Genomic DNA, 24,666 nt, shown 5'->3' on the forward strand with positions numbered 1-24,666 from the left:
GTCTAGCTATTTTATGATTTATTTTAGCAATTTCTTTATTATCTAATTGGAAAAATTAGTTATGCGGAATGTGAGTTATTAACTAATTTTAAAATGAAAAACCAGCTGTCTATATCTAAAATAAACAGCTGATCTAATAATAATTTTATGAAGCAATTCTTATTCATAAAGCTATTATTAATATCTATTCTATAATTTAACTTTGCTGTTCTTCTGGATCATATAACTTAAATAGTAGCTCATTAAAACTATCGCAAATATGGCTTATAGCTCCTTCAGTCTCTTCATGATTCCAGAAAACTACCTCTGGATTTTTGGAATTATTACGATAATCAAAACAGATTAAGTTTCCAAAAGGATCATTGGCAAAAGGATAAACTAATTCAGGCAATCTATCTTTCATTTTTTCATAAACATCAATTATATTTCCCTGCTCCTCCAAATTAAAATGTAATAAAGAGTTCATAACAGCTTCTTTACGCCCTTCAAAGTCATATACATCCGGTACTGGTTGAGCACCATTATTTTCTTTTACTATTTCTTTATAATTTGCTGGAAAAATCACACCAAACTTTTCTTCAACAGTTTTTATTATTTCTTCACTTACACTTCCCTTATCAAACATCCACTCTATCTTTTCTCTCATTATTCACCAACCCCTTTATTAATATCGATTTTGCTGCCCTCCACCCCAGATTGCTCTACCACCAGTATGACCAGTCCCACCATGAACATCCGTTTTAACTAGTTCCATTACGCCCGGCTCTTCGCTATGATGCCAAGTATACCCTTCTGGAGTTTTGCCATACTCTATTTGCTCAAGCTGTCTCTCGGTAAATTTTTCTTTAAATTCAGGATTATTTTTTATTTCTTGTGCTAATTTATTATTTGCTTCTTTAAATTGTGCTCTATCAGTCGCATTAAATAAATCCTGATCTAACTCCATTTGAAAGTCAGATTCAAATTCCGGAAAAACTCCCTTATAAACTCCATCATCTAAATTAATTACCCTTTCTTTAAAGGGAACTTCAGTCTCAGGATGAATCTCACCCTTTAAATCTTCATTAATAGTATCCAAATTTTCAAAAGGTTTATTAGCTTCAGCAAAACTTTTAACTTCTTTCGGTTCTAAATCTTTTGCAAAATCAGGTACATCAGCTGAAACTTTATTTAGCCCCTCTTTTCCAAGTTCATTCATAGCTTTAGCAATTTGCTCAATCATAACTATAACCCCCTTTCGACTTTCTCAATCCAAGTAAAATAAAAATCTTTAAAACCAGCATCTCGATGAGCTTTTTCATTCAATAAATGTTTTACTAAATAGTCTTCTAACTTTTCATGCTCACTTAAATTAACATAGTTTCTTAATCCTTCTTTGAATTTATTAGTCCATTTAAAATAGTCCATTTCACTTGAAGCAAAACGAGCCAGTCTCGAATAATCTATAAGCTCCCCCACTAGCCTCGATAAATTGTCAAACTTATCAGGACTCCATAATTCCATACTCCCTTTTTCCTGATATTGAACTAAATTATCAATGGTATCCTTTTTTATTTGAGGCTCAATATCAATTCCTAATAACCATTCCTTGATTTTTTCTACATCTATTTTCTTTAGATCAAATCTTTCTTGATTATTTATTTTAGGCTTAAATAAAATCTTAATTAAGTCAGTTCTCATTTTTTCACCTTGCTTAAGATTAGCCTCAAAGTCATAACTATATTCTAAGGGTTTACCACCTTGATACTCATCTATAGTACATAATACAGGGTCTAACCAATTATTTTGATAAATAGCTCCAACTCCTGTTTTTAACTTAGCTAATTCAATAATCTGTTCCTCATTTAAACCAGCAGCTTTGCCAACTAATTGACGATCTACCTCATCGGGAAGCCTTAAAATTATTTTAGTATTTGTATTTTTAATCACTGCTTGATCTAATATATTTGGAGATTGATCCGCTATAATAAAACCTTCTCCATAACTTCTCATCTCAGCAATAGCATTAGCAATCATTTCCACAGATTTTCCTTGTAAATTAGAACTCTCTTGATTTTGCTCTATTGAGGTTTTACGCAATAAGTTATGTGCTTCCTCCAACACAGTTACGTGCTTTAACTTACTATTAGCTCTACTAGCATTAGCATACCTCACCTCATGAAGACGCATAAATAAAATCCCCATAAGTAATGATTTAGTTTCTACAGAACCAATTCTACTCAAATCTACAATACAGTTTTCATTAAATAGCTTATCCTTATCAATCTCATTTTCAGTAAAAATCCTACCAGTTAGACCATTAGTTAAAGATCTAATTCTAGTAACTAAAGCACCCAGATAATTACTTTTCACTTCCTCAGAATAGGCTGATTCTTCAATTAATTTCGGTAAAATCTTTAACACATCTCTAAAGCCTGGATATGTAATATCCGAGTTAAGACAAATCGAATTATCAAGATCCCACCCTTTCATTTCATATGCTCTCTCTACCCCTTCTTTTAATACCGCAGGCATTGCTGCATACATAGGCCAACAGGCATTAAATATTTCTATTAATCGATCAATATGTTCCAGAACATGAATATCTTCTGGAAATTTAAAGGGATTTATCTTAAAGAGTTCTGTATATTTAGGATTTGTTCCATATACATTTACATCTTCTCTACCTCCAAATACCTCTTTATATTCACCTTTAGCAGGTTCAATAACTAAAAATTTCTTTCTCTTCCTAGTCAACTCAGCCAATAATTTATAAATAGTATTTGATTTGCCAGAGCCAGTAGAACCAGTTATAAAGGTATGCATAACTAAACTATCTATATCTATCTTAACCTCCGTACTTTCTGCCCTACCCATATGAAATATTTTTCCCAAACTAATAGACTCTTTACTTGCATTACCATCATAAGTAATAATATTTCTTCCAAACTCAGCTGCTTCCATAACAGTAACTCCAGTAATTGATTTTACAGGCAATCCAAAATGAATTGTTAATTCTCTTCCACTTAATAAAGAGCCTGGAGTTACATAGGGTAAATCTAATTTATTATTTACATTTAGATCAACTAAAGGATGGTGAAATTTTTTAAGATAATTTTTGACCTTTACTAGATTATCTTTATTATCATTATCCCAGCTATTAATATAGGCATCTTCTACTGAAGAGTTATCACCTCGCATCAATGCTTTAAATGTGCTAGCAGCAATTTTAGCAGTTTGATTATCCTCAGCTAAAAAATAGGCAGCACAATTCCACATGCCAAAATCTTTTGAAGTATCCAACCTTTCTAACTGTTCATCAATCTTTGCTAAAAAATTAGTTACTTTCTTGTTTTCTGAATTAATTTGCATCCCCTTTGAAAGACCTTTAGTTGCTGACTGTGAACTACTAACTTGTTCACTTTCAGACCTTGAAACTCCCGTGGTTTCACTATTGCTTTCAGAATAAGAGCTACCTTCAGTCTCTTGACCTGCTATATTACTCATAATCTGCATTCCAATTATAGCTCCAATCGGCCCTCCAGCTAAACCTCCTATACCAGCACCAGCTATAGTTGATAACAGATCTCCTTCCGTTTTAGATTTATTTTCAGTATAACTATGAGTCTGAGTTATACTTCTATTAATCGTTTCAGTAAAACCCTTGGTAGATCCTCTAGCAAATGTTAGACTTTTATCTATTGTAAAGGTTAATTGATTTTCTGCAAAGGGACTTAACTGAGAATATAAAATTTCATAACCTGATTTTATCTCTGCAATCTGTTCTCTAGATACAGGATCAGCAATAAAGACTGCTGAAAATTCTTCTCCCTGCATAGCATCAATCAATTTTTCAAGACCCTGTACAAACTTTTCCTTATCTTCATCCTTTAAGGAAGGAATTCCAGAAACTGAAGAGATTTCTTTCTCCATAGTATTAAAATTTGACTCAGTAATGCCTTCTACTAAAGTTTCTATCTTATCAGAATTAACATTTTTAATCTCACTTCCCGGAAAATTACCGTTAAAGCTATTTTCCAGAACCTCCTGAGCAATAGTAGGACTTCCATTTGCAAGAGTTCTTTTTATTCCTAGATATAATTTGCTCTTTTCTCCATCACTATCAATCACCATTATTAGTGAAGCACCTACATCTTCTAGAGAGCTATAAATATTTGCTAACTTATCTAAATTATTTTCTTTTCTATCATAAACCAGCTTATTAACTTTAAAAAATCTAAATGTTTCTTCTATTTCAAGCTCTTTTATGCTAGCTGGAACTTCTTTTACTTCATGATTTTCTAATTTATTCAAATAGCTTCCATTAACAAAATCACTTGCTATCTGATAGGCTTCAGTTAGCTCATCTTCTTTAAAAACTGGTTTTTCCATTTTTTCTTCCTCCTCTCTGTTATCAGACAATTTATAGTTAGTTTCTGATTCTAACGAATTAATCTGATTATTACTATTATCAATATCAGAGTTGCTCCGATTATTGCTATTAACTTTTTTATATCAACCTCATTATTTTTAACGTAAACCTCTGGTTTTTTCCTAATATTTCTCTGTTTGCTTTGCTCATTTAATTCATCTCTATATACAAATCGACCAACTTCTAATATGTGATTAAAGCGTTTCTTGGAAAAATTATTCATTAATTGTGCTCTTAATCGATTTAAATAATTCTTATCCCAGTCTTCTTTTTCTTTGAAAAGCCTACCATCATGTTCCTGCCATAAATTCAAGTTCAGTTCAGTTGTCTTCTTTTCTATTCTTTTCAAATACGGTTGAACTTTCCCTTTAACATCTGCCGGATCTTTACGTAAAAAATTAGCTAAAATATTTCTAATTCTAACTATATCTCTATCTTTAAATGCCGTTTTCAAATATTTATCTACTTTTGAAGTCAATTTTACTCACTCCTTTTTTAAATTTCTAATATACTATTAACTTTATTTGAAAAGTCATTAAGCCACTCTACCTTTTTTTTATCTTCTTTAATCTTATGTATAATTTCTTCTTTATCTTTAGATAAATCATTAATTTTTTCTAATTTATTATTTATTGTTTGATCTAATTTATCAATTAAATCTAGAAAATAATTCTTCAAACTCTCAACTTCTTCTTTTAAGTATATTTCTTTAGTTTTATTTATATTTTTCAAAAATTGATCAGTAACTTCGTTTTCAAATTCATCAAGTAGATTAGTTAAACTAACAATTTCCTCTTTACCAAAGTACTGTTTACCAAGGAAAGAACGTACTTTTTCCCAAATACCTATTGGTTCCCTTTTTACTTCTCGTTCACGCTTATAACTAGAAACTAACTCATTATTAGCAGGAAGATTAACTGTAAAGTAATCTAAATCATTCCATTGAAACTCTATTTCATCTTCATCAAGTTGAATCAAGTCTTCCAGATGTTCTTTATAGCCTTTTATTAATTTATTACTCTCTTCAATTAAAATTTCTTCCCGCATTGTTTCTAAATCAGTATATATATCTGCCTCTAAATCACTTATTTTTTCTTTTAACTTTTTTACAATTATATTTGCTTCAGAAGTTTTAATGTCTCCTTTATTTTTAAACTTATCTCTAATATCAGTTATCCTTTCTTCAATTTTAATTGTTGTTTCTTCAATTCTTTCATTTATTTCAACCTCAGAAATATTAAAATCATCAATTTTATCTCTTAATTCTCTTGCTTTCTCACCTTTATTTATTTCTTCGTTTATCATATCAATCTTTTTAATTATTTTTTCTCTTAATGAATCATTCTCATTAATTTTATTCTGCAGCTCATCTTTCCACTGTTTAGCTTTAATAATCTTTAAAATAGGATTTATAGCATCTTGAATATTAAGCGGCAAAGTATATTTATCAAGATATTCATTAATAGCTACTTCAATACTCGGAATCCCAGAATGATAAAGTGCTTCTAGATAAGCATCTTCTTTTTTCTTAGCACTATTAATTTTCTCATAAAGATCTTCTTTTCTTAAATTACTCAACGGCGCATAATTTATTAAATGCTTATCTTCTTCTCCATTAAAATAGTCACTCAAAGCTAAATTACGTTCTTGCATAAAGGTTAGTTCAGCACCATTAAATTTCATTCTAATTAATTTCGCCAATTCAGCAGAAATAGGATATATATTCGGATTGTCTATACCATGATTTTTCAAGTGTTCTTTTGCATCTCTTATGTAATCACTAGTTCTTCCCCCACGCCCAACATCAATCATATCTATTTTATTAAGAGCAAAAATAAATCTATCTGTTGACTGTTTATCGTCCCTACTCATTTGTTCAGCTACTGCCTTTAAAAGGTTTGCATCATCATTTGTTCCTAAATTATTAGCATCTAAAATATATAGTACTACAGGCTTAGCTTCTTTTTTAATAACACGATAAGTTTTTTTCTTATGCTCTGGATTATTACTACTATTAGGCCCAGGTGTATCTATTATTTCCAGACTGGTTTTTTCTGAAGATATTAGTGGGATATCTCCTTCTAACTCAATATAATCTACCTTTTCGTCTTCATTTAATTTTCGCATTTTTTCTAAATCTACATTACTAATTTCCTCCAATAAATTATCATCATTATCGAAAATTTTACCCTTAAAACTACTTGCTTCATCATTATCCTTCAGTTTTACAATTGTAGCAGTACAGGCTCTATTCTCAGTTGGCATTAACTCTTGTCCTAATAAAGCATTAATCAAAGTTGACTTTCCGGCACTCATAGTAGCAATTACAGCCACTTCAAATTGAGAGTTAATAGCTTTTTCAAATTTCTTCTGTAAATCTGAACTCCTTAAGTCTTCAAAAGGACTACCTTGCATATAAGCAGCTAATTCCTTTAACTGATCAATTTTATCAATTTCTGAATCCCCTTCAATAGGTATATGTTCAACTACAATATTCTTATTATAATTTTGATTATGATAATTACTTACTTCTTCTAAGTCAACAAAGTCAACATATCTTCCGTAAAATGAAATCTTAAATTGATCTCTATTTAGTTCTGCTAAAAGCAACTCAACTAACTTATCTACCCATAACTGTAATCGCTCCTGTAAATAACATTGTAGCTTACTATCCTTTGCTGGCTCTTTACCATCAATTTCAATCTCGGTCTCTACCTTATAAGGATTATACTTTATAAATACTTCTTTCATTGTTTATTCCTCCCTGATATATTTAAAGTCATTAATAACTCTTGAATGCCAGTATTACTAAGTGCTTTTAAAATAGATTTACTTTTAAATTCTTCTTTTCCTACTCTTATAGTTTTATTTTCAACTCTTTCTATATCGAAAAATACTTCCCCCGGCATCTGTTTCATCAAATAATTACTTAGATTATAATCTTTACTATTAAAAATAGAATGTAAAAATCGAAAGTCCATTTCCTCTTTTTTAGATAAAGATTCTCCTGCTAATACGCTATTAAATAATTTAGCTACATAAGCTGAAGTAGGAATAATAATTGGATCGTTTATACCCGAATTCATTAAAAATTCTTTAGCTTCTTCTAAAATTACTTCTATACATTCTCCTGCTTCCAGGTCAAGTTTATCCAATTTATTTACTAAAAACTTAATATTATTTTTATTAAATTCCTTTTCAGCACAAATTTTAACTAAATCATTCAAAAATTCCTGATCATCATTAGTTGCTAACTGAGTAGCATCCAAAATATAAATTAATTCATCAAAATTTTCGTTCTTGATAGTTTCCTCTGTAATCTGTCTATGCTCTTTATAAGTACAACTATTTGAGCCAGGAGTATCTATAAAAATAATCTTCTTCTCTAAATTATCTAATAAAGGAATACTACCTTCTAGATAGATAAAATCAATATTTTCATCTTCATTCCAAGATTCAACAGTCTGATTATCAATAACTGCTTTAATAGTTTTCTGACCTTCTTTATTTTGCGAATAACCAATAAAATTATCTAGATTAAAATTTTGAACAATTTTGATATGTTTAGAAGTACAGGATGAATTTTTTGCTGGGAGTAACTCCTTCCCTAATAAAGAATTAATCAGTGTAGATTTACCTGCATTCATAGTAGAAGATATTAATACTTTATATTCTTCTTTATTCCTTTCTTTTAAAGACTTCTCTACTTTATTATGAAAGTAATTTAACAGACTAAATTTACCTTTAGATAGCTTTTCTTCAAAAAACTTTCTAGCCGCTAATAAATCTCTAGAATAAAGCTTCTTTAAAAATTCAAGAATATTACTATAATCTTCATTTTTTATTTTAAGCTTTTCTTTAATCGAATAAATAAACTCTTTATTTTTTTCAAAGCACCCAAACAATAAGCTGAAGTAAATGATATCGGCTATTAAAAGATATTTATAATTCTTCAGATTAATATATAACCAGCCAAATTCAAAATGAAATTTTGATAGCTTTTTCAGTCGGAGTTCAACTTCAGCTTTATCTTTAGACCAAGTAAGTCCAGAAACCTCATTGTAATCTTTAGGCTTTATCTTTAATTTCTCTAAATAAATATTAATTAAGTTCTCTGCATTACCTTTCAAGCTAAAATTTTTACTCAATATCAAGTAAATTATTGATAAATAATAGCATTTTAGTTTATAACTTTCTTTAATCATAGGATGATGCTTAATATTTACTAACCAAAACCTATAATTATCTAAAAGCATTATCTCTAAACAGCTCCTTTTCTAAAATTTTCATAATCAATTCTAATTAAGTCTCTAAATTATTATCACGTAGTTACCTAGATAAAAATTCTCCTTAATAAATATAGGGATATTTTTACTTCTAATTTATTAATAAATACACCATGAGACCCAATTTTTCCTTGTTAATTTCATATTGATCGCGAAAATTAGTCAATGGTTACTTTGAAGATATTTAATTTAATTTTAACATAAGAGCTTAGACATATATTGTCCTTGTAATAAAAAATCTAGCTAATAAAATCAAAGTTTTATCCAAACTTAGTCACTAAGAATACTAACTCCACGTCGCTTCAGAGCCCTACGTCTAATCACCTCTAAATCTAATAATATAATCACCGATAATTTCCCAACATCTCAGCAATAGTCGACTCCATATCCTCACGAAAAGCTTCAGGCTCCAGCACTTCAATATACTGGGCCTGACTCAAAAGCCACATCTTAACTCCCCTCCCATAAACCTCAGCCTCTATAATATAGCTACCTTCCCTCTCTTCCACAACTTCAGCAGTAGGCAGTCTATCCAGTACAGCCTCTAGAGAAGGGCCCGCATAAGAGAACTTAAGCTTCATCAACTCTCCCGAGTACATAAACTGTATTCGTTTTCTAAATTCACCCTCTTCAAAGCGTTCCGCATAGGGAATATGAAATTTTTCCTTGCTGCTCTCATACTTCTCAATCCGATCCAAACGATAGATAGTAGGATGATCAAGATCATACTCACAGATATAGGCCGTTAAATAAAAATAAAACTCCGAAAAGATAATCCCCACCGGCTTAACCTGCCGCCAGCTACTTTGCTTACTATTACATTTTCTATAATCTATCTCAATAATTTTCTTTTCTCTAATCGCCTTACTCAAATCCCAGATCGTCTCAAAAAGACTTCTCCTATGCTGTACAGGATTATAGTGGAATCTCTCGTTGCTAATTACCTCTTTAATATGCTTATACTCCTCGGGCGCCGACTGTAAAATTAATTTATTCAGCAACTTATCCATTTCCTCTTTAGTAAAGGCCCGACTTTCCAGTAAAACCTTGCTTAAAACCAGAATCTCCTGATTAGTTAACCAGTCTTCACTCTCCCTTTTTAGCAGATAACCGCCTTTATCTCTTTGATAAACTAACTCAACCAGACCTTCATAGGGATGAATCTCTGAAAAGTAGGCCCTTAAATCTTCAATATCCCGCTGGATAGTCTTTTTAGTTACATTAAATCTTTTTGCCTCATCCCCCTTCTTGATTACTGCTCCCTGATTTAATCGTTCAAAAATACTTAAAATACGCAAAGCTTTAGATAAAGAATTCGATTTATTTATCATTTTTTCCCACCTCATCATCTCCCAAATTCAAAATAAACAAAATAACCATCATCTTCTTTTGCCTCATACATCGCTGAATCTGCCATTTTGAGTAGCTGTTCTAACTCTTCAGCATCATCAGGATAGATACTAATCCCGATACTAGCTGTTATAGAAATTTCAGAGTCTGCTATTAATATTTTCTCTGCAAACAAATGGTTTACCCTGCGCGTTATCTTTTTAATATCTGTCCTAGATTTAATACCGTCCAGCAAAATAACAAACTCATCGCCACCTATTCGAGCTACAAAATCCTCTTTCCTTAAAACTGATTTTAATCTGCTAGCCATCTTACACAGCACCACATCACCTATATCGTGACCATAGTTATCGTTAACTTCTTTAAAATCATCTAAATCCAAGAATAAAATAGCAATTTTACTATCCCTATCTTGATTTCTTTTAACAAGCTCAGCAAATTTCTTAGTAAATAGTTTGCGATTAGGTAGCTTAGTCAAACTATCGTGATAAGCTAAGTACTCTGTCTTTCTTAATAACTTATCCATTAATAGACTGAAAATTATAAAAATTAAACTGACAAATAAAATATTACTCCAAAAAGTTCTTCTTTCATTCCTTAAAGCTAAGTGCTTAAGACTATTATCATAACTAATTCCAGCAACATAGGAGTTCCACCAATCCAGTTGGCTATTTTTCTGAACTAGATAGGGAATATAACGATCAGCTCTAGAATTAGCATTAATTGCAATAGTCTCCTCTTGAATAAAGGCTTCTTCAACAACATCTTGTTTTTCTTCAGCAATCTCAACATCAATATAAGGTGGCTCTTCATAATTCACCTCACCTACCAGTTCTTTATCTTGATTAATATACTTATAAAAAGAAATATCCTTAACTAAATCATAATTAGCTTTTAGTTGTTTAGCAGTAGTTGTTAAATTAATTTCTCCAACAGGGTATTCTTCCGCTACAGTAATACCTAATTGCAATAAATACCGATTATCTGGAGTAGGTAAGTAACTATACTTTTTCAATTCTCCTGTATTAATAGAAAGATTCATCCGATCACTTGCAAAGCTATCAGCAGCTAATCGCTCCTTAAGCAGTTCTGCAAAAGCAGAATATTCCTTAAAGTCCAGATTTAAATCTGGACTAAAAGTTGTTGCTATTACCCTCAATTCTTCATCAATAATATATAATTCATAATTCTCCATCTTTTCTTGTAAAGCACTAAGATCCCAATCTAAAACATTAGGATTTTCCCTATATTTATTCTCTAATAGTAGTAAATACTCTTCCATCTCTTCAGCTAAATTTTCATCAATCACTTCATAAGTCAATTCTATATAATTGAGGGTATTTAAAATATTTTCTTCTACCAAAGACTGCTGGTCATGATATTTATTTTTAATTAATTGCCTCGTTTGTCGATAACTGCGATAATAAGCAGTTAGTAAAAGTAAAAAAACAACACACATAATAATATATCTTTTTTTCTTAGCCTTAAACTGCATTTATATCAGTCCTCCCCTAATTCCCCAGCTAAAATCAAATCCATTTATCATTTTGCTAATTCTCCAAATTAATTCCTATTTTATATTATTCGCTATTTTCCTGACACTTTCCTCCACAATTAACCAATTATCAATTAAAACTACATAAATATAATAACATAACCCCTTGGACATATACTGTCCAAATACTACCTGGAATTTAAATAGACAATTATTATTTATAAACCTCAACCGATGATGGGTTTGATGAATATTTATCACTCAAATTCCTTCAAATGTTTAAGTAAGTATGATATAATAATAGACAAGAGGTTAAAAAGAAATAAAGATAGCTTACAGATAAAAATAATTATACTCAACTAAATTAATAGTTTATTATAAATCCTACTCTAAAAAATATAGACAATGCTATCTATAACCTCATAATTATCTTTAAGTTTAATCTGCCCTGAACAAACTCCACACTAGCTTTCCAAGTTAAAATAATTCAAGTACTATCCTAAATAAAACCCTAGCTAAAAAATAGTTATGATATCAATCTCCAGGGCCAGATATCTTAGCAGGTTTAAATGCAAAATCAGCACTATTATAGTATTATTTTTAAATAAATATTAAAAAAAAGAGGGGGGAGAATAATCATGGAAATAGAACTTAATGAATTTCAAAGGTTATTACCATTACCTATGGCTTTAATCACTACCACTAACGCTGATGGAGTTGCTAATGCTGCTCCTTATAGCTGTATAATGCCAGTACTTAGACCCTTGAAAGTAGTGGCACTTGCTTCTGCTTTACCTCGTCACACTCTAGCTAATATTCGCGAAACTGAAGAATTCATAATTAACGTGATGGGAGAAGCGGAGTTTAGAAAGTCTATGGGCTGTGCTAAGGATTATCCAGAAGGTGTTAATGAATTAGAAGAGGTAGATTTAGAAACAGTTCCTGCTAAAAAAGTTAAGCCACCTCGAATTAAAGAAGCTATAGGCTGGATTGAAGCTAAGTTAAGGAGAGAAGTAGTCGCCGGAGAAGATGAGGATGAGGAGTATGTAATCGTTTTAGGCGAAGTATTATCTGTAGAAGTAAATGATAAGTACATAAAAGACGGTCAACCAACAGCTCATCCAATAGCAATTTCATTTTTAGAATTCAAATCTTTAGGTGAAAGTATCTAAGCAAACTACTAGGGATATGGTTAATAACCATATCCCTAAAATATTTAAAAGCTTTACTTAACAAGTTGATCTAAAAAAGTACTAATCTGCTCCCAAAAATTATTTCCATCCTGAATATCATTGTGCCCTTTATCTTCAATTAATTTCAATTCCTTTTCTCCAGCCCACTCTTCATAAAGAGTTTGAGAATGCTTAGGCGGAATTACCTCGTCATCCTCTGCTACCAAAGCAAGTAATGGAGTATCTATCTGCTCAGCCTCAGCTAAAGAATTAAATTCGTGCTTTAAAAGAAAATCAACAGGTAAAAAAGGATATATATTTTTAGCAACCTCACTAATACTATCGTATGGTGAAATCAGTACTACTCCGGCTAAATCTCTTTGAGCTGCTAAATGAACGGCAACTCCGGTACCTAAACTACGGCCCATAGCTACAATGTGTTCTTCATTTATATCATCTCTTTTTGAAAAAACATCATATAAATAACGAGCATCTTGAAATAAATTTTCTTCACTAGGCTGACCTTCACTTAATCCATAACCTCTATAATTAACCAATAACATCGACCAATTTTCAAAAAACTTACCTTTATCTATCATATTGGAAACTTCTTCGGCATTTCCTCCAAAATAAATTAGTAAAGGAGCTGCTTGAGCATCAGTGGCTGGAACTAACCAACCATGAAGCTTCTTGTGAGTCGATATTTCTAGCTCAATCTCTTCCACTTCTGGGTACTCACTTTCAATCTCCTGCAAACGAAGTTCAGAAATCGGTCTTTGCATAAACAATAAACGTTCTTGAAAGAAATAAGCCATTATTACCACTAAAAAGTAGGCTATTAAAACAATAAATAAAATTTTCCGCAAACTATACCTCCTATAATCAGATCCAAAAATCTATAGATCTCTAAGTTTAAAAATTTAAAACTACTAACTAACTCAAATCTAATTCCATATAAACAGCGCATTCTTGAATAGCATTTTTATAAGGTTCAATCTCTTTAAAACCTAAAGACTTATAAATAGATATAGCCTTTTGCATAGAATCGATAGTACTTAAACGCATCTTTTGATAACCTAAACTCCGCGCTTCATTAATGATAGCTTTAGCTAAACCCTTTCCTAAACCTGCTCCTCTAAAATCAGGTCTAACATACATTCGTTTCATTTCACAAATATCTTCGCTGAGTCTCCTTAAAGCTATACAGCCCACTGCTTCGTCATCTACTCTACATAAAAGTAATCGCCCATTAGGACTACTATACCTCCCAGGCAGAGTACTTAACTCCTTTTTAAAATCTTCAGTATCTAGTTTAAAATCAAAGGACTTTGCATATTCCTTAAATAGATTTTTTACTTGCTCAATCTCTTTTTCTTTTTCTGCCCTGATTATCTTCAAAGTGATTCCTGGTTATAAAAAACTAGCTAAAACCAGCTTATAACCAGATTTCACCTCCCTATAATTTAGTAGTTGCCTACAAAAATATGATATTCTGTAGGACTTATGTAATATTTCGCTTATTATTAATTATAACATAACTCAGGTACTGTTTTGTAGTAATAGACTATTTTTTTGACAGACCTTACCCTTAAATATAGATTTCTACACTTAGCTTTGAATCAACTTCTGAAATTTGAAACTCTTTTATTTAAAATCTAATTAATTTAATTTTAACTAAGAGACTATATTACATTATCTGAATTTCAAAAAACTTACCTCATTACCCTGTTCATTATACCAAAGTTCATCATACAATTTATTAGCTATTTTAATACCCCTACCTCGTTCCTGAGGATCTTCAAGCTCCCTCTCTATATCTAGCTCCTCCTCAACTTTACTCTGCCAATCAAAACCTGGGCCTTCATCTCTAATAGTAGCTTGAATATATTTTTTATTTACTTCCACTTCAATTTCAATCTGCTTACTTTCATCAAATTGATTACCATGCTCTATAGCGTTAGTTATTAATTCCTGAAAACCAATACAGATTAAAGCATCATCTTCATAATAGGAAGCAATAAAATCGGACATTTCATTCTGCAACTGATACATTTCTTCACAACAACTGCTAATACTACCCTCAAAGCTATCAATTACTGGTAATTTATTCTTCAAAGCTAAAAAAGTAATATCATCCTGCCCTTTTTCTTGGCCTGAAAAGCTTTTAAAGTCCTTTCTTACTTTAAAATTAATTAAATCCGGCGGTAAGCAATAGTTCTGAAGTAATAAATTTTCTAAACGCTCTACTCCATACTGCAACTTTCCCTTTTTCTGCTCAACAGCCTCTTCAATTAACCCATCTGTAGTTAAAAAAACTAGGTCTCCTGTCTGTAAGTATACTTCTTTTTCTTGATAGTTCATCATCCCTAACTTAATAAAGAGTGCCTCACTAATCGCTGAGTTGAGAGGCATCCCCTCTACATCTACAGATATAGGAGCTCTCACAGTTTTAATAAGCAACGGCGGCACTTGAAAACCAGCATTAGCAAAAGTTAATTTATATTCCTTTAAATCTAAAACTCCCATTAAAAGACAGATAAAATAATCAGCTGGGAAATTCTCTTGATGGTATCTTTTAGCTATAAAACCTATTAATTCGCCAGGATTTAATTTCTCTCCTTGGCTATGATGATATAATAAGTAATTATTAATAGTCTCTCTTAAAAAGATATTTAACATAGAACTATCCAGACCATGGCCACTTACATCGGCTACATAAAACATCAGTTGATTACCTAGTTTCACAACATCATAAAAATCTCCACCCAACTCAGCGGAAGGTTGAAAGTAAGTATTATAAGCTAAACCTTCTATCTGCGGTAGATCATCATGACAAGGTAAAAACTGCTGATGTAGTTTGCTTCCCTTTTCAAATTCTGCTTCTAAATCACTATATAAACTTTCTAGCTCTTGAGTAACGGTATTAGCTAGATTAGTTAAAGCCTTAATAGTACTGCTATCTCGACCTTTATTCAGTTCTATTTCTGCAACTTCCAATCTATCCTTAGCTGTAGCTTTGACATTCTCACATTCCGATAAAGCAAGTACCGTCAAAGTTATATTCAACAGCTTAGCACCTTGAGAGGTGGCATTATAAAACTCCCCATAAGTAAAAAAACCAGCAGTTGGAGCAACTTTTTCCAAAAAGCCTAATTCTAAATCTAAATTATCCTGTAAAGCATCCTTTCTTACTGAACAAGAATAAACATAAATTGCTTGAGCCTGAATTTCAGCTATTATATTTTTAAGTAATTGTTCATTATTAGCCAAAATAGAATCAATATGTCCATAACCTAAGTATACTTTAGCTCCTTCGGGCACATGGCCTCCAAAGGTTACAGAACCATCTTCGCCTTTAGCCACAGCTCCTCGAGCAATAGAAAAGTCCTCCTCTTTAATAATTAAAGGAAACTCCGGGCCCGCCACCTGCGGTAAGCCTTGAGCAATCTCTTCACCCAAGTATTTAGCATAAATATCATATACCGGCTGCTCATCAATGGTATAAACCTTACTTCCTTCGCTCTTAGTAACCTCCATCTCCTTACCTATTAATTTCCAACCTAAGTTATAGTCAGCATAAACCTTTAATTTTTCACTATTTAAAGCTACACCTACTACCCCACCCTCTAATATCCTGTCATTAAAAAAAATATAGTTATCCTCAAATCTAAAATTATCAGCAGCCCTACCCCCAGCTATAATTACTTCGCTATTTACAGCTTCTATCCCCTTAATTAATTCTTCATCGATATTTATCCAGTCTGAAAAAAGAATAATAGCCTTAGTATTTTCAGAAATTAACTTGTTTCCTAAGCGTTCCCCCAATTCAAAGCAGTCTTCGACTCCGTGATGGCAAACAGCTGCTCCTTGCAAAGAAGTTTTTTCGAAATTACTAAAGGATAAAACTGTAGTTTCTTCTTGATGCTTACCATTCATTATCTCTCCAGCCGTTGTACTACCAATTACCACTGCTTGGGGCAGTAAATCATTAAGCTCAGCCACTACCCGAGTTATATATTTCCTTTCACAAACTCCAGTAAACACCTGAATAAGCAAGTTTCTATCCTCAATTTGTTTATTTTTAATAAATTTCCTTAAATTATCCTTATTTTGATAACATATATTTTTTACTTTCATCATTTCACCTCATTATTACTCTCCCTAAATCCAAAAAAATCATTTCAAACTCAATTTACAACAGTTTAATCAAGCAAAGCCTCAATTTCTTCCTTATTTACTGCTTCCTCTAAATCAAGTTCGGTTTCCGCTTTTAGCTCTTTTATTTCATTTTCCAAACATTCTATCTTTTCCAGTAGTTCTTTATATTTTTGAATATCAAGCATAACCCCCTGGATTTGATCTTTCTTAATTACAAAAACTGGAGATTGCTTGCATTTAGCTAAAGCTTGACTAAAATCATCTGTAATTTCTCCGGCAGAAAATTTAGTTTTGTCATCTAGGTCAAAGTTAATCATTTTTTACCTCCATAGTTTTATAGCTTTTATTTTTTTCTAGCATATCTAAAAAAACATCCACTACTCGAGGCGAAAACTGTTTAGCTCTATGTTCTTTCAACTCTTTAATAGCAACCTCTTTAGGTAATTTATCTCGATAAGGTCTATCAGTACGCATTGCATCCCAAGCATCAGCCACAGTTATAATCTGAGAAACAAGTGGAATCTCATCCTCCTTCAAGGCTTCAGGATAGCCATCTCCCTTCCAGTGTTCATGATGGTATAGTACATATTCGGCTACATCTTGAAGTTTTTGGGAATTATAAAGGGTCTTATACCCCCAATAAGAATGTTTTTGTATCATATCATACTCCTCAGCAGTTAAAGCACCTGGCTTATTCAAAGTTCCTTTGGGAATCAAAATTTTACCGATATCATGAACTAGTCCAGCCCAATAAGCCTTATTTACCAACTCTTCATCTAACTCCATAGCTCTAGCTATCTGCTCCGATAAATTAGCTACATTTTGAGAATGGCCCTTAGTATACTTATCGTGGAGTTCCAAAATCTTAGTAATTGAAATAATAATTTCTTTTTGAAATTCCTCCTGTAATCTGCTATACCTTTTAATGGTGAAAAAGGCCGAAGCTAAGCTTTCAAAGGCTCTCATAGTTCGAAGTGAGCTCTTATCAAACTGCTTTGTACTATCTTTAGCTATCTCCAAAGTTATTCCAGCTACTACTTCCCCTTCAACCTCTAAATTAACTATTAATGATTTTTTTACTGCTTTAGCTGCTTGACTAAGCTTCTTAGCTGACTGAGTACTCATTCCTCTACTCAGAATACTAATCACATCATCTACGAGATTAACTCCAATACTGTCCTCAATACTAACTTTTAATGAATCAATATGTATCTCTAACTCTTTCAAAATAGATATATCATGTCCAATAGCCTCTATAATCTCTATCTGATCATTTACATACATAAAAGCACTACCATAGTCCGCTTCAGTAATAATCTCCTTAGCAGTATGTAATAACTTAGCCAAAAACTCCTCCTCACTCCTCTCTTGGCTAGATTGACTTAGTTCAGAAACTAAACCAATAATACTCTCTAAATCAGCAGCCAGTTTATTCATTTCTCGATAGGAGTTTTCCAAGTCTTCATTTAAAGTTATAAACATTTCATTATAGGTTTCTAGCTGCTCATAACTTTCTTCCAATTCCTCCCGTTTTTCCGATTCTAGTTCATAAACTGTCATACTCAAATAAGCAATAAGAGTTACCGGAATTCCTCCCATTAATATTGAAAATATATAATCTCTCCACAATAGTTCAGAACCTACCGTTAATCTCTGGATAGTAGAAAATATAGAAGCTAAAATAGCCCCTAATAAAAAAACAATAATTAAAGTAATAGTTTTCGATCTGGTAATCTGCTCCATCAAATCTGATTTTACTAACCTTTCCATCAACTTCCTCCTTATCATGCTTATCAAAAGCAGCTTTTAACCGCCTTCTTTATTATTAATACTACAAGCCTAAACCTATCTCCTGTATAATACAAAGATTAACAACTATTTTTCTAACTTCTATCATATTTTTGAATTCTCATAACTACATCTATAAAGAAAACTAGTAAAAGGAGGTTTAACTATGAGTAGAAAAGAATACTTTCTAATTCCTATCTTACTTTTAATTATAGCCCTTACTTTTACTACCTGTTTTAATAAAACCAAAGACTGGAAGAATTACTCCAGTCAACTTTTTGAAATTAAATATCCACCTAGCTGGGAAATAGTTACTGATAGAAACTACGAAATTGAGTTAGCTCCAATAGAAGAAGAAGAAGTAAAGTTAGCTGTTTTTGCTTCAGGTAAGATTTCACCTTTTTCTTTGGCTGGAGTTAATGATAAATTTATGACAATGATAAAAGGTAAACTAGAAAATATAGATATTATTCGTGAAGAGAGTATTACTTTTAAAGACCATCCAGGCTATTCTACTACTTTTACAGCTCAAGATGAAATAGGAAGACCCTTTCAAGGCCAGCTTATTGTAGCTAAAGCTGATGAAGAACTATTAGGCTATTTTTTCATTGCTGCCGAGGATAAATATGAAGAAAATATTAGAGTTGCTAACGATATTATTGCTACTTTTGAATTACAATAAGACACCGCAGTAGCGATGTCTTATTTAGAGCTTTATTCATATCACACATCCAAATCTTAAGTCTTCAACTTTTTCAAGGGGATTCTTTTCGGTAAAATAAAGAGACTACCTGATTTTCTAAGGTAGTCTCTTTATAGAAAGAATGGAAAATAATGCAACCCGAACTAAAGGTTACGCCGCTTAATTAAAGTAATTTAAAAACATAGCTCTATATAGAGGGCAAGGGCAGAAGGACACTATACTATCTAGGGTTTATCGAAATGCCAATGACCAACATTATCTCTAAAATAAGTCCCTGCTGCTTGATTATTTTCTTTATATACATTTGCAAGGCTATACTTACCATGGGTATTAGAATAACGAGAACGTATAAAAGCATCATCACTAACTTCTACATCATCTGGCATTTTTACTGTTTCAATATTATTAAAAGCAAAAGCTCCCATATGTATTTCCTCCACACTATCTGGTATTTCTATTTCTGTTAGATCATTAGATGCAAAAACTTTTGTGCTTATTATAGTAACATTATCTGGTATTTCTACTTCTGTCAATAAATTGTTTTGAAATGCTCTATCATCTATTTCGATAACACTATTTGGGATTTCTACTGATTTTAAGTTGTTGTTATTGAATGCTCTATTACCTATCTTTTCTATATTATCTGGAATTTCTATTGATATCAGATTATTATTTCGGAATGTCTGAGCATTAATTTTTTTTATATTATCTGATATTTTTATTTTTTCTAAATTATTCCCTCTAAATGCTGAATCACCAATTTCCTTCACACTATTTGGTATCTCTATTTCTCTTATATTATTATAAGCAAAGGCTTTTCTACCAATTTCTTCTACACTAGCTGGTATATATACTTCTGTTAAATCTTCATATGAAAACTTATTATCTTTAACTGTTTTTACATGGTCTAATAATTCTAGCTTTACCATAAGATAAGAATCTTCATGACTTACTTCAACAGTATAATCTTTTTCTGGTTTTTCTTCACTATCTGTTTCGGTATTACTACAAGCAATTGTTAAAGATAACACTAGCAATAAAAGCAAAGTAATAATTAATATTCTTTTTATCACAATAATCCTCCTGTTGTGTTATTTTTTTATATTTATACTCATTGTACTAGTATTCACATTGAAGAAAGTTAGTAAAAACTATAATTTTTATTATTTGTCACGTCAATATTGTAACAATTATAATAGAGATAATTACTATTAAAGGACTTTTGGTACTTTGCCATATAATTGTTCCCAGTATATAAAAGAAAATCATTCTAATTAATAAAATAATACCCCCCCTTATAAACAAATCTCATAAACTTGAAGCCTATTATAAAATAAATTAAACTTACTGGAAAACGAATTACGGAATTGCCTTAACTATTAACTGTTAATTATTAATTGAAATAAAGGAATAGATCAATATTGTTGCAAGTTATCTATTTAAAGGACAGGCCTTAATACACAGCCCACATCTTTTTCCGTTCAACTTCACAAATATCTGATGGTAACATCTTTCCTTAGCTATTCTCCAACCTTCCTGCGGAGAATATTTAGCCTGTCCTCCTTTTAAAGCATCAACTGGACAGATCTCTACACAGTTTAAACACTCACTACACTCTATTTCCGTTTCTAAATCAGTCTCTGCTAATTCAGCAGTAGTAATTACCGTAGTAAAGCGCACCCGAGAACCGTAATTCTCAGTAAGCACCAAATTATTAACTCCAAACTTACCTAAGCCAGCTGCTACAGCTAAATGACGATGTGAAAGATCAGCAGCTAACCTCTTTTTATCGCCTATACTAGCCGTCCCTGGCACCCCAAAAGCCAAATAGCCTCTTTGTTCAAAAAACTTACAAAGCTCCCGGTTAATCCTATTCAACTCCTGATTAGCTGTTTCAAACTCCAATACATAGCCATTTCTAGCCTGAGGTAGGTTTAAAGTACTTCCTTTGCTTAAGCGATAACCAATAGAAACTGCACTTTTTGCTTCGGGTAAATAGTCTTCAGGCCGATGTCCAGTTGGAAAGTCAAGTCCAGTTAAGCTGACTACACCTACTAAGTCCGCCCCCTGTTGTTGAGCAAAGCTAACACTTTCCTCACTTAAGCTCATAAACCATCTCTCCCTCAAAAAGATTATAATTCTACTGTACTTTCGCCAGTTATTCCCTCATCCACAGCCTCTACTACCTCTTCAAACTCCGCTAAGACTCCAGTATCCTGCTGTTTAACTAAAGCATTTACTATTACTATGGTTAGACAGTTTATAATAAAGCCAGGTACAATTTCATACATTACCGCTCCTAAACCTACTACATCCCAGATCACTAAAGCCAAAGTACCTGTCACCATTCCCGCTAAAGCGGCCTGCCAAGTAGTCTTTTTAGAAAAGAGAGCAAAGAGCACTACTGGCCCAAAGGCTGCTCCAAAGCCGGCCCAAGCATAAGCTACTAAACCTAAAACTGTATTTTCGGGGTTAAGAGCTAAGATAAGAGCTATTACTGAGATTATTAAGACACAGATTCGCCCCATCTTCATCAGCTCTTCTGAAGAAGGCTCCCTATTTAAGAAGCTCCTATATAAGTCCTCAGTCAAGGCCGAAGAAGAAACTAAAAGCTGCGAGTCAATTGTAGACATAATAGCTGATAGAATAGCCGCTAAGAGAATTCCTCCCAGCCAAGGATTAAACAGTTCACCGATCATATAGATAAAGACCTTTTCCTGAGTTCCTCCACCTAGACCTTCAAACATGGGAATAGAAATCAAACCTATAATTACCGCTCCTAAGAGTGAAATAAACACCCAGACTACAGCTATACTCATAGCTTTAGGCACCTTTTTTACAGAGTCAATCCCCATGAATCTAGCTAAAATATGGGGCTGCCCAAAGTAGCCTAAACCCCAAGCTGCTGCGGAAATAATAGGAATCAGGGCCCAATTCTCGCTCTGCGGAACTATACTACCCGAAATCTCATTTAAACTCATCGCTTCACTAATAGCACTAGCTCCACCTACAAAGTTATAAGCTAAAATAGGTACCACTATAATAGCTACAAACATCAGTGCTCCCTGAATAAAATCACTCCAAGATACAGCTAAAAATCCTCCTAAAAAAGTATAAAGTATAATCGCTATTCCACCAATAATTACTGCTAAAGAGTAATCAATATTAAACATAGACTCAAAAAGCCTGCCCGCAGCAACTAAACCAGAAGATGAATAAATAGTAAAGAAAATCAAAGTAATAATTGCAGTTATCACCCGCAAAAGACCTGTGGGATCTTTAAAACGCTCCTCAAAAAAGGAAGGTAAAGTCATCGTCTGTGTCTGTTGAGTATAAACTCGCAGCCTAGCTGCTACATACTTCCAGTTAAGCACCGTACCGATAAATAAGCCAATAGCAATCCAAGCTTCCGCGGGCCCGCCTAAATAGACCGCTCCCGGTAAGCCCATCAGCAACCAACCGCTCATATCACTAGCCTGAGCCGAAAGCGCCGTAACCCAGCTACCCATACCTCTACCACCAATCAAATAGTCCTCAAGATCTAAAGTCTGCTTATAAAAGTAAAGTCCCATCGCCATTAAAAAGATAAAATAAAGTATAAATGTAAGTAATGTCTGTATCCCCACCATTTTCTCTAATCCTCCTCAAGCAAAATAATTTTTAATTAATCATACCATAAGCTGAAACTTTATTCAACCTTATTAATAATTATTAATAGCTAAAGCACCACCTCTAATTTTCAGCAGAGATGGTGCTTAAAGTTTTTATCTATGGTAGATTCTAGTTAACTCTCTTAATTTATCCCCTACCCCACTTTCCAACTGTGAAGCTTGATATCTCCACTGCCAGTTACCAGCAGTAATTCCCGGGGTATTCATCCGCGCTTCACTACCCAAAGCAAGTAAATCCTGTAAAGGAGCAATTGCCATTACTGCCACCGAAGACCAAGCAGCTCTCAGCAACTGCCAACAGATATCCTCGCTTCCCTCGAAGTTGAGATACTGCTGAACATACTCCCTATCTCCAGCTGGAAGGCTATTATACCAACCTAAGGTAGTATCGTTATCGTGAGTTCCGGTATAGACTACTGAGTTTTGAGGATAGTTATGAGGTAAGTAGTTATTATCTTCACCGGAATCAAAAGCAAACTGTAAAACCTTCATCCCTGGTAAATCGAAATCATCCCTTAACTGCTCTACCTCTTCAGTAATCACTCCCAAATCCTCAGCAATAATCGGCAGCTCACCTAATTCTACCTCCAACTGGGTAAAGAACTCTCCACCCGGGCCCGGCTCCCAAGTACCATTAATAGCCGTTTCTTCTCCGTAAGGTACGGCCCAATAGGATTCAAAGCCTCTAAAGTGATCTAAACGGATAATATCCACTAACTCCAGCAGTGAACTAAATCTATCTATCCACCACTGATAGTCCTCACTTTTAAGCTCCTCCCAGTCATAAAGAGGATTTCCCCACAACTGACCTGTAGCACTAAAGTAGTCCGGCGGTACTCCCGCCACCTTCAACGGTTGGCGGTGCTTATCAAATTGGAATAACTCGGGTCTGGCCCAAGCATCAGCACTATCAAAAGCCACAAAAATCGGAATATCACCGATAATCTGAACTCCATTTCGATTAGCATAGGCCTTAAGCTCCATCCACTGCTGAAAGAAAAGATACTGCATAAACTTTTGCCACTCTATCTCTTCAGCTAACTCATTTCGATAGTAATCCAAAGCTTCAGGACTTCTAAACTTAACCTTATCCTCCCATTCAGTCCAACTTTGTCCCCCAAAATGATTCTTTAAAGCCATAAATAGAGCATAATCCTCCAACCACTCAGCTTCTCTAGCACAAAACTGTGCAAACTTAGCTCTCCCAGCCGAGGAAGCCGAGCTATTAAACTCAATAAAAGCCTTTCTCAGCAGAGGATACTTAAAATCAATTACCGCTCCGTAATCAACACTTCCTTTAGCAAAGTCAGGACTATTTTCTAAATCATCACTAGTTAATAACCCCATCTTCTTCAACTCTTCTAAACTAATCAATAAAGGATTCCCCGCAAAGGCTGAAAAACACTGATAAGGCGAATCGCCATATCCAGTCGGGCCCAAAGGGAATATCTGCCATAACTTCTGTTCACTGATAATCAAAAAATCCACAAAATCATAAGCCTCTTTACCTAAAGAACCAATCCCGTACTTCCCCGGTAAGGAAGTAGGGTGAAGTAAAATACCACTGCTTCTACTAAATCTCATTTGAAATCTCTCTCCATTTCCTTGTAATTAGACTTTAGTCATTAGCTA

At 32.9% G+C, this 24,666-nt stretch carries 19 protein-coding genes; 2 read left to right on the forward strand and 17 right to left on the reverse strand.

What is annotated here, in order from left to right; genetic code table 11:
• Positions 1-196: 196 nt before the first annotated feature.
• From MWH30_RS00005 to MWH30_RS00040, 8 genes are all read right to left on the reverse strand, one after another.
• Positions 197-646: an SMI1/KNR4 family protein gene (locus MWH30_RS00005; protein WP_248661991.1), complete on the reverse strand. Its 450-nt coding sequence runs from the start codon at positions 644-646 to the stop codon at positions 197-199.
• Positions 647-664: 18 nt separating this feature from the next.
• Entirely contained in the window at positions 665-1,222 is a 558-nt protein-coding gene (locus MWH30_RS00010; RefSeq protein ID WP_248661992.1) for an HNH endonuclease, read from the reverse strand.
• A gap of 2 nt (positions 1,223-1,224) precedes the next feature.
• Positions 1,225-4,371 (reverse strand): ATP-binding protein, encoded by a 3,147-nt coding sequence (locus MWH30_RS00015; RefSeq protein WP_248661993.1) that lies wholly within the window; start codon positions 4,369-4,371, stop codon positions 1,225-1,227.
• A gap of 50 nt (positions 4,372-4,421) precedes the next feature.
• Positions 4,422-4,889, reverse strand: coding sequence for a hypothetical protein (locus MWH30_RS00020; protein ID WP_248661994.1), 468 nt, complete (start codon positions 4,887-4,889; stop codon positions 4,422-4,424).
• 17 nt (positions 4,890-4,906) lie between these two features.
• Entirely contained in the window at positions 4,907-7,162 is a 2,256-nt protein-coding gene (locus MWH30_RS00025) for a dynamin family protein (protein ID WP_248661995.1), read from the reverse strand.
• On the reverse strand, positions 7,159-8,667 hold the full coding sequence (locus MWH30_RS00030; RefSeq protein ID WP_248661996.1) for a dynamin family protein: 1,509 nt from the start codon (positions 8,665-8,667) through the stop codon (positions 7,159-7,161). Before MWH30_RS00030 ends, MWH30_RS00025 begins: the two co-directional genes overlap by 4 nt.
• Before the next feature lie 374 nt (positions 8,668-9,041).
• Entirely contained in the window at positions 9,042-10,028 is a 987-nt protein-coding gene (locus MWH30_RS00035) for a helix-turn-helix transcriptional regulator (protein ID WP_248661997.1), read from the reverse strand.
• A 14-nt stretch (positions 10,029-10,042) separates the two neighbouring features.
• The gene (locus MWH30_RS00040) at positions 10,043-11,542 is read right to left on the reverse strand and encodes a GGDEF domain-containing protein (RefSeq protein ID WP_248661998.1); all 1,500 of its coding nucleotides are present in this window, start codon (positions 11,540-11,542) and stop codon (positions 10,043-10,045) included.
• A 638-nt stretch (positions 11,543-12,180) separates the two neighbouring features.
• On the opposite strand from MWH30_RS00040, the gene MWH30_RS00045 reads away from it, so the two are divergent.
• On the forward strand, positions 12,181-12,714 hold the full coding sequence (locus MWH30_RS00045; protein ID WP_248661999.1) for a flavin reductase family protein: 534 nt from the start codon (positions 12,181-12,183) through the stop codon (positions 12,712-12,714).
• Positions 12,715-12,767: 53 nt separating this feature from the next.
• Here MWH30_RS00045 and MWH30_RS00050 read toward each other — a convergent pair whose 3' ends face one another.
• The 5 genes from MWH30_RS00050 to MWH30_RS00070 form a co-directional block, all read right to left on the reverse strand.
• Entirely contained in the window at positions 12,768-13,580 is an 813-nt protein-coding gene (locus tag MWH30_RS00050; RefSeq protein WP_248662000.1) for an alpha/beta hydrolase, read from the reverse strand.
• A 67-nt stretch (positions 13,581-13,647) separates the two neighbouring features.
• Entirely contained in the window at positions 13,648-14,112 is a 465-nt protein-coding gene (locus MWH30_RS00055; RefSeq protein WP_248662001.1) for a GNAT family N-acetyltransferase, read from the reverse strand.
• 294 nt (positions 14,113-14,406) lie between these two features.
• Entirely contained in the window at positions 14,407-16,851 is a 2,445-nt protein-coding gene (locus MWH30_RS00060; protein ID WP_248662002.1) for an FIST N-terminal domain-containing protein, read from the reverse strand.
• Between the two features lie 65 nt (positions 16,852-16,916).
• The gene (locus MWH30_RS00065; RefSeq protein ID WP_248662003.1) at positions 16,917-17,189 is read right to left on the reverse strand and encodes a type II toxin-antitoxin system Phd/YefM family antitoxin; all 273 of its coding nucleotides are present in this window, start codon (positions 17,187-17,189) and stop codon (positions 16,917-16,919) included.
• Entirely contained in the window at positions 17,182-18,642 is a 1,461-nt protein-coding gene (locus MWH30_RS00070; RefSeq protein WP_248662004.1) for an HD-GYP domain-containing protein, read from the reverse strand. Before MWH30_RS00070 ends, MWH30_RS00065 begins: the two co-directional genes overlap by 8 nt.
• 184 nt (positions 18,643-18,826) lie before the next feature.
• Here MWH30_RS00070 and MWH30_RS00075 point away from each other — a divergent pair, with 184 nt between their 5' ends.
• The gene (locus MWH30_RS00075; RefSeq protein WP_248662005.1) at positions 18,827-19,342 is read left to right on the forward strand and encodes a hypothetical protein; all 516 of its coding nucleotides are present in this window, start codon (positions 18,827-18,829) and stop codon (positions 19,340-19,342) included.
• 245 nt (positions 19,343-19,587) lie between these two features.
• Here the strand turns inward: MWH30_RS00075 and MWH30_RS00080 are convergent, their stop codons facing one another.
• The 4 genes from MWH30_RS00080 to malQ form a co-directional block, all read right to left on the reverse strand.
• Complete coding sequence (locus MWH30_RS00080; RefSeq protein WP_248662006.1) at positions 19,588-20,436, reverse strand: leucine-rich repeat domain-containing protein; 849 nt, start codon at positions 20,434-20,436, stop codon at positions 19,588-19,590.
• A gap of 358 nt (positions 20,437-20,794) precedes the next feature.
• The gene (locus MWH30_RS00085) at positions 20,795-21,472 is read right to left on the reverse strand and encodes a 4Fe-4S dicluster domain-containing protein (protein WP_248662007.1); all 678 of its coding nucleotides are present in this window, start codon (positions 21,470-21,472) and stop codon (positions 20,795-20,797) included.
• 23 nt (positions 21,473-21,495) lie between these two features.
• Positions 21,496-22,992, reverse strand: coding sequence for a sodium/proline symporter PutP (putP, locus tag MWH30_RS00090; protein WP_248662008.1), 1,497 nt, complete (start codon positions 22,990-22,992; stop codon positions 21,496-21,498).
• Positions 22,993-23,127: 135 nt separating this feature from the next.
• The gene (malQ, locus tag MWH30_RS00095; protein WP_248662009.1) at positions 23,128-24,618 is read right to left on the reverse strand and encodes a 4-alpha-glucanotransferase; all 1,491 of its coding nucleotides are present in this window, start codon (positions 24,616-24,618) and stop codon (positions 23,128-23,130) included.
• Between the last annotated feature and the right edge of the window lie 48 nt (positions 24,619-24,666).

Origin of the sequence: Fuchsiella alkaliacetigena (assembly GCF_023227765.1) — a bacterium.
GTDB lineage: Bacteria > Bacillota > Halanaerobiia > Halobacteroidales > Acetohalobiaceae > Fuchsiella > Fuchsiella alkaliacetigena.

What these genes read in the sequence shown, in the direction of transcription:
- MWH30_RS00070 (WP_248662004.1), bottom strand. Translation starts at nt 18,642, where the DNA reads ATGGAAAGGTTAGTAAAATCAGATTTGATGGAGCAGATTACCAGATCG.
- malQ (WP_248662009.1), bottom strand. Translation starts at nt 24,618, where the DNA reads ATGAGATTTAGTAGAAGCAGTGGTATTTTACTTCACCCTACTTCCTTA.
- MWH30_RS00085 (WP_248662007.1), bottom strand. Translation starts at nt 21,472, where the DNA reads ATGAGCTTAAGTGAGGAAAGTGTTAGCTTTGCTCAACAACAGGGGGCG.
- MWH30_RS00035 (WP_248661997.1), bottom strand. Translation starts at nt 10,028, where the DNA reads ATGATAAATAAATCGAATTCTTTATCTAAAGCTTTGCGTATTTTAAGT.
- MWH30_RS00045 (WP_248661999.1), top strand. Translation starts at nt 12,181, where the DNA reads ATGGAAATAGAACTTAATGAATTTCAAAGGTTATTACCATTACCTATG.
- MWH30_RS00015 (WP_248661993.1), bottom strand. Translation starts at nt 4,371, where the DNA reads ATGGAAAAACCAGTTTTTAAAGAAGATGAGCTAACTGAAGCCTATCAG.
- MWH30_RS00030 (WP_248661996.1), bottom strand. Translation starts at nt 8,667, where the DNA reads ATGCTTTTAGATAATTATAGGTTTTGGTTAGTAAATATTAAGCATCAT.
- MWH30_RS00060 (WP_248662002.1), bottom strand. Translation starts at nt 16,851, where the DNA reads ATGAAAGTAAAAAATATATGTTATCAAAATAAGGATAATTTAAGGAAA.
- MWH30_RS00010 (WP_248661992.1), bottom strand. Translation starts at nt 1,222, where the DNA reads ATGATTGAGCAAATTGCTAAAGCTATGAATGAACTTGGAAAAGAGGGG.
- MWH30_RS00025 (WP_248661995.1), bottom strand. Translation starts at nt 7,162, where the DNA reads ATGAAAGAAGTATTTATAAAGTATAATCCTTATAAGGTAGAGACCGAG.
- putP (WP_248662008.1), bottom strand. Translation starts at nt 22,992, where the DNA reads ATGGTGGGGATACAGACATTACTTACATTTATACTTTATTTTATCTTT.
- MWH30_RS00005 (WP_248661991.1), bottom strand. Translation starts at nt 646, where the DNA reads ATGAGAGAAAAGATAGAGTGGATGTTTGATAAGGGAAGTGTAAGTGAA.
- MWH30_RS00065 (WP_248662003.1), bottom strand. Translation starts at nt 17,189, where the DNA reads ATGATTAACTTTGACCTAGATGACAAAACTAAATTTTCTGCCGGAGAA.
- MWH30_RS00075 (WP_248662005.1), top strand. Translation starts at nt 18,827, where the DNA reads ATGAGTAGAAAAGAATACTTTCTAATTCCTATCTTACTTTTAATTATA.
- MWH30_RS00040 (WP_248661998.1), bottom strand. Translation starts at nt 11,542, where the DNA reads ATGCAGTTTAAGGCTAAGAAAAAAAGATATATTATTATGTGTGTTGTT.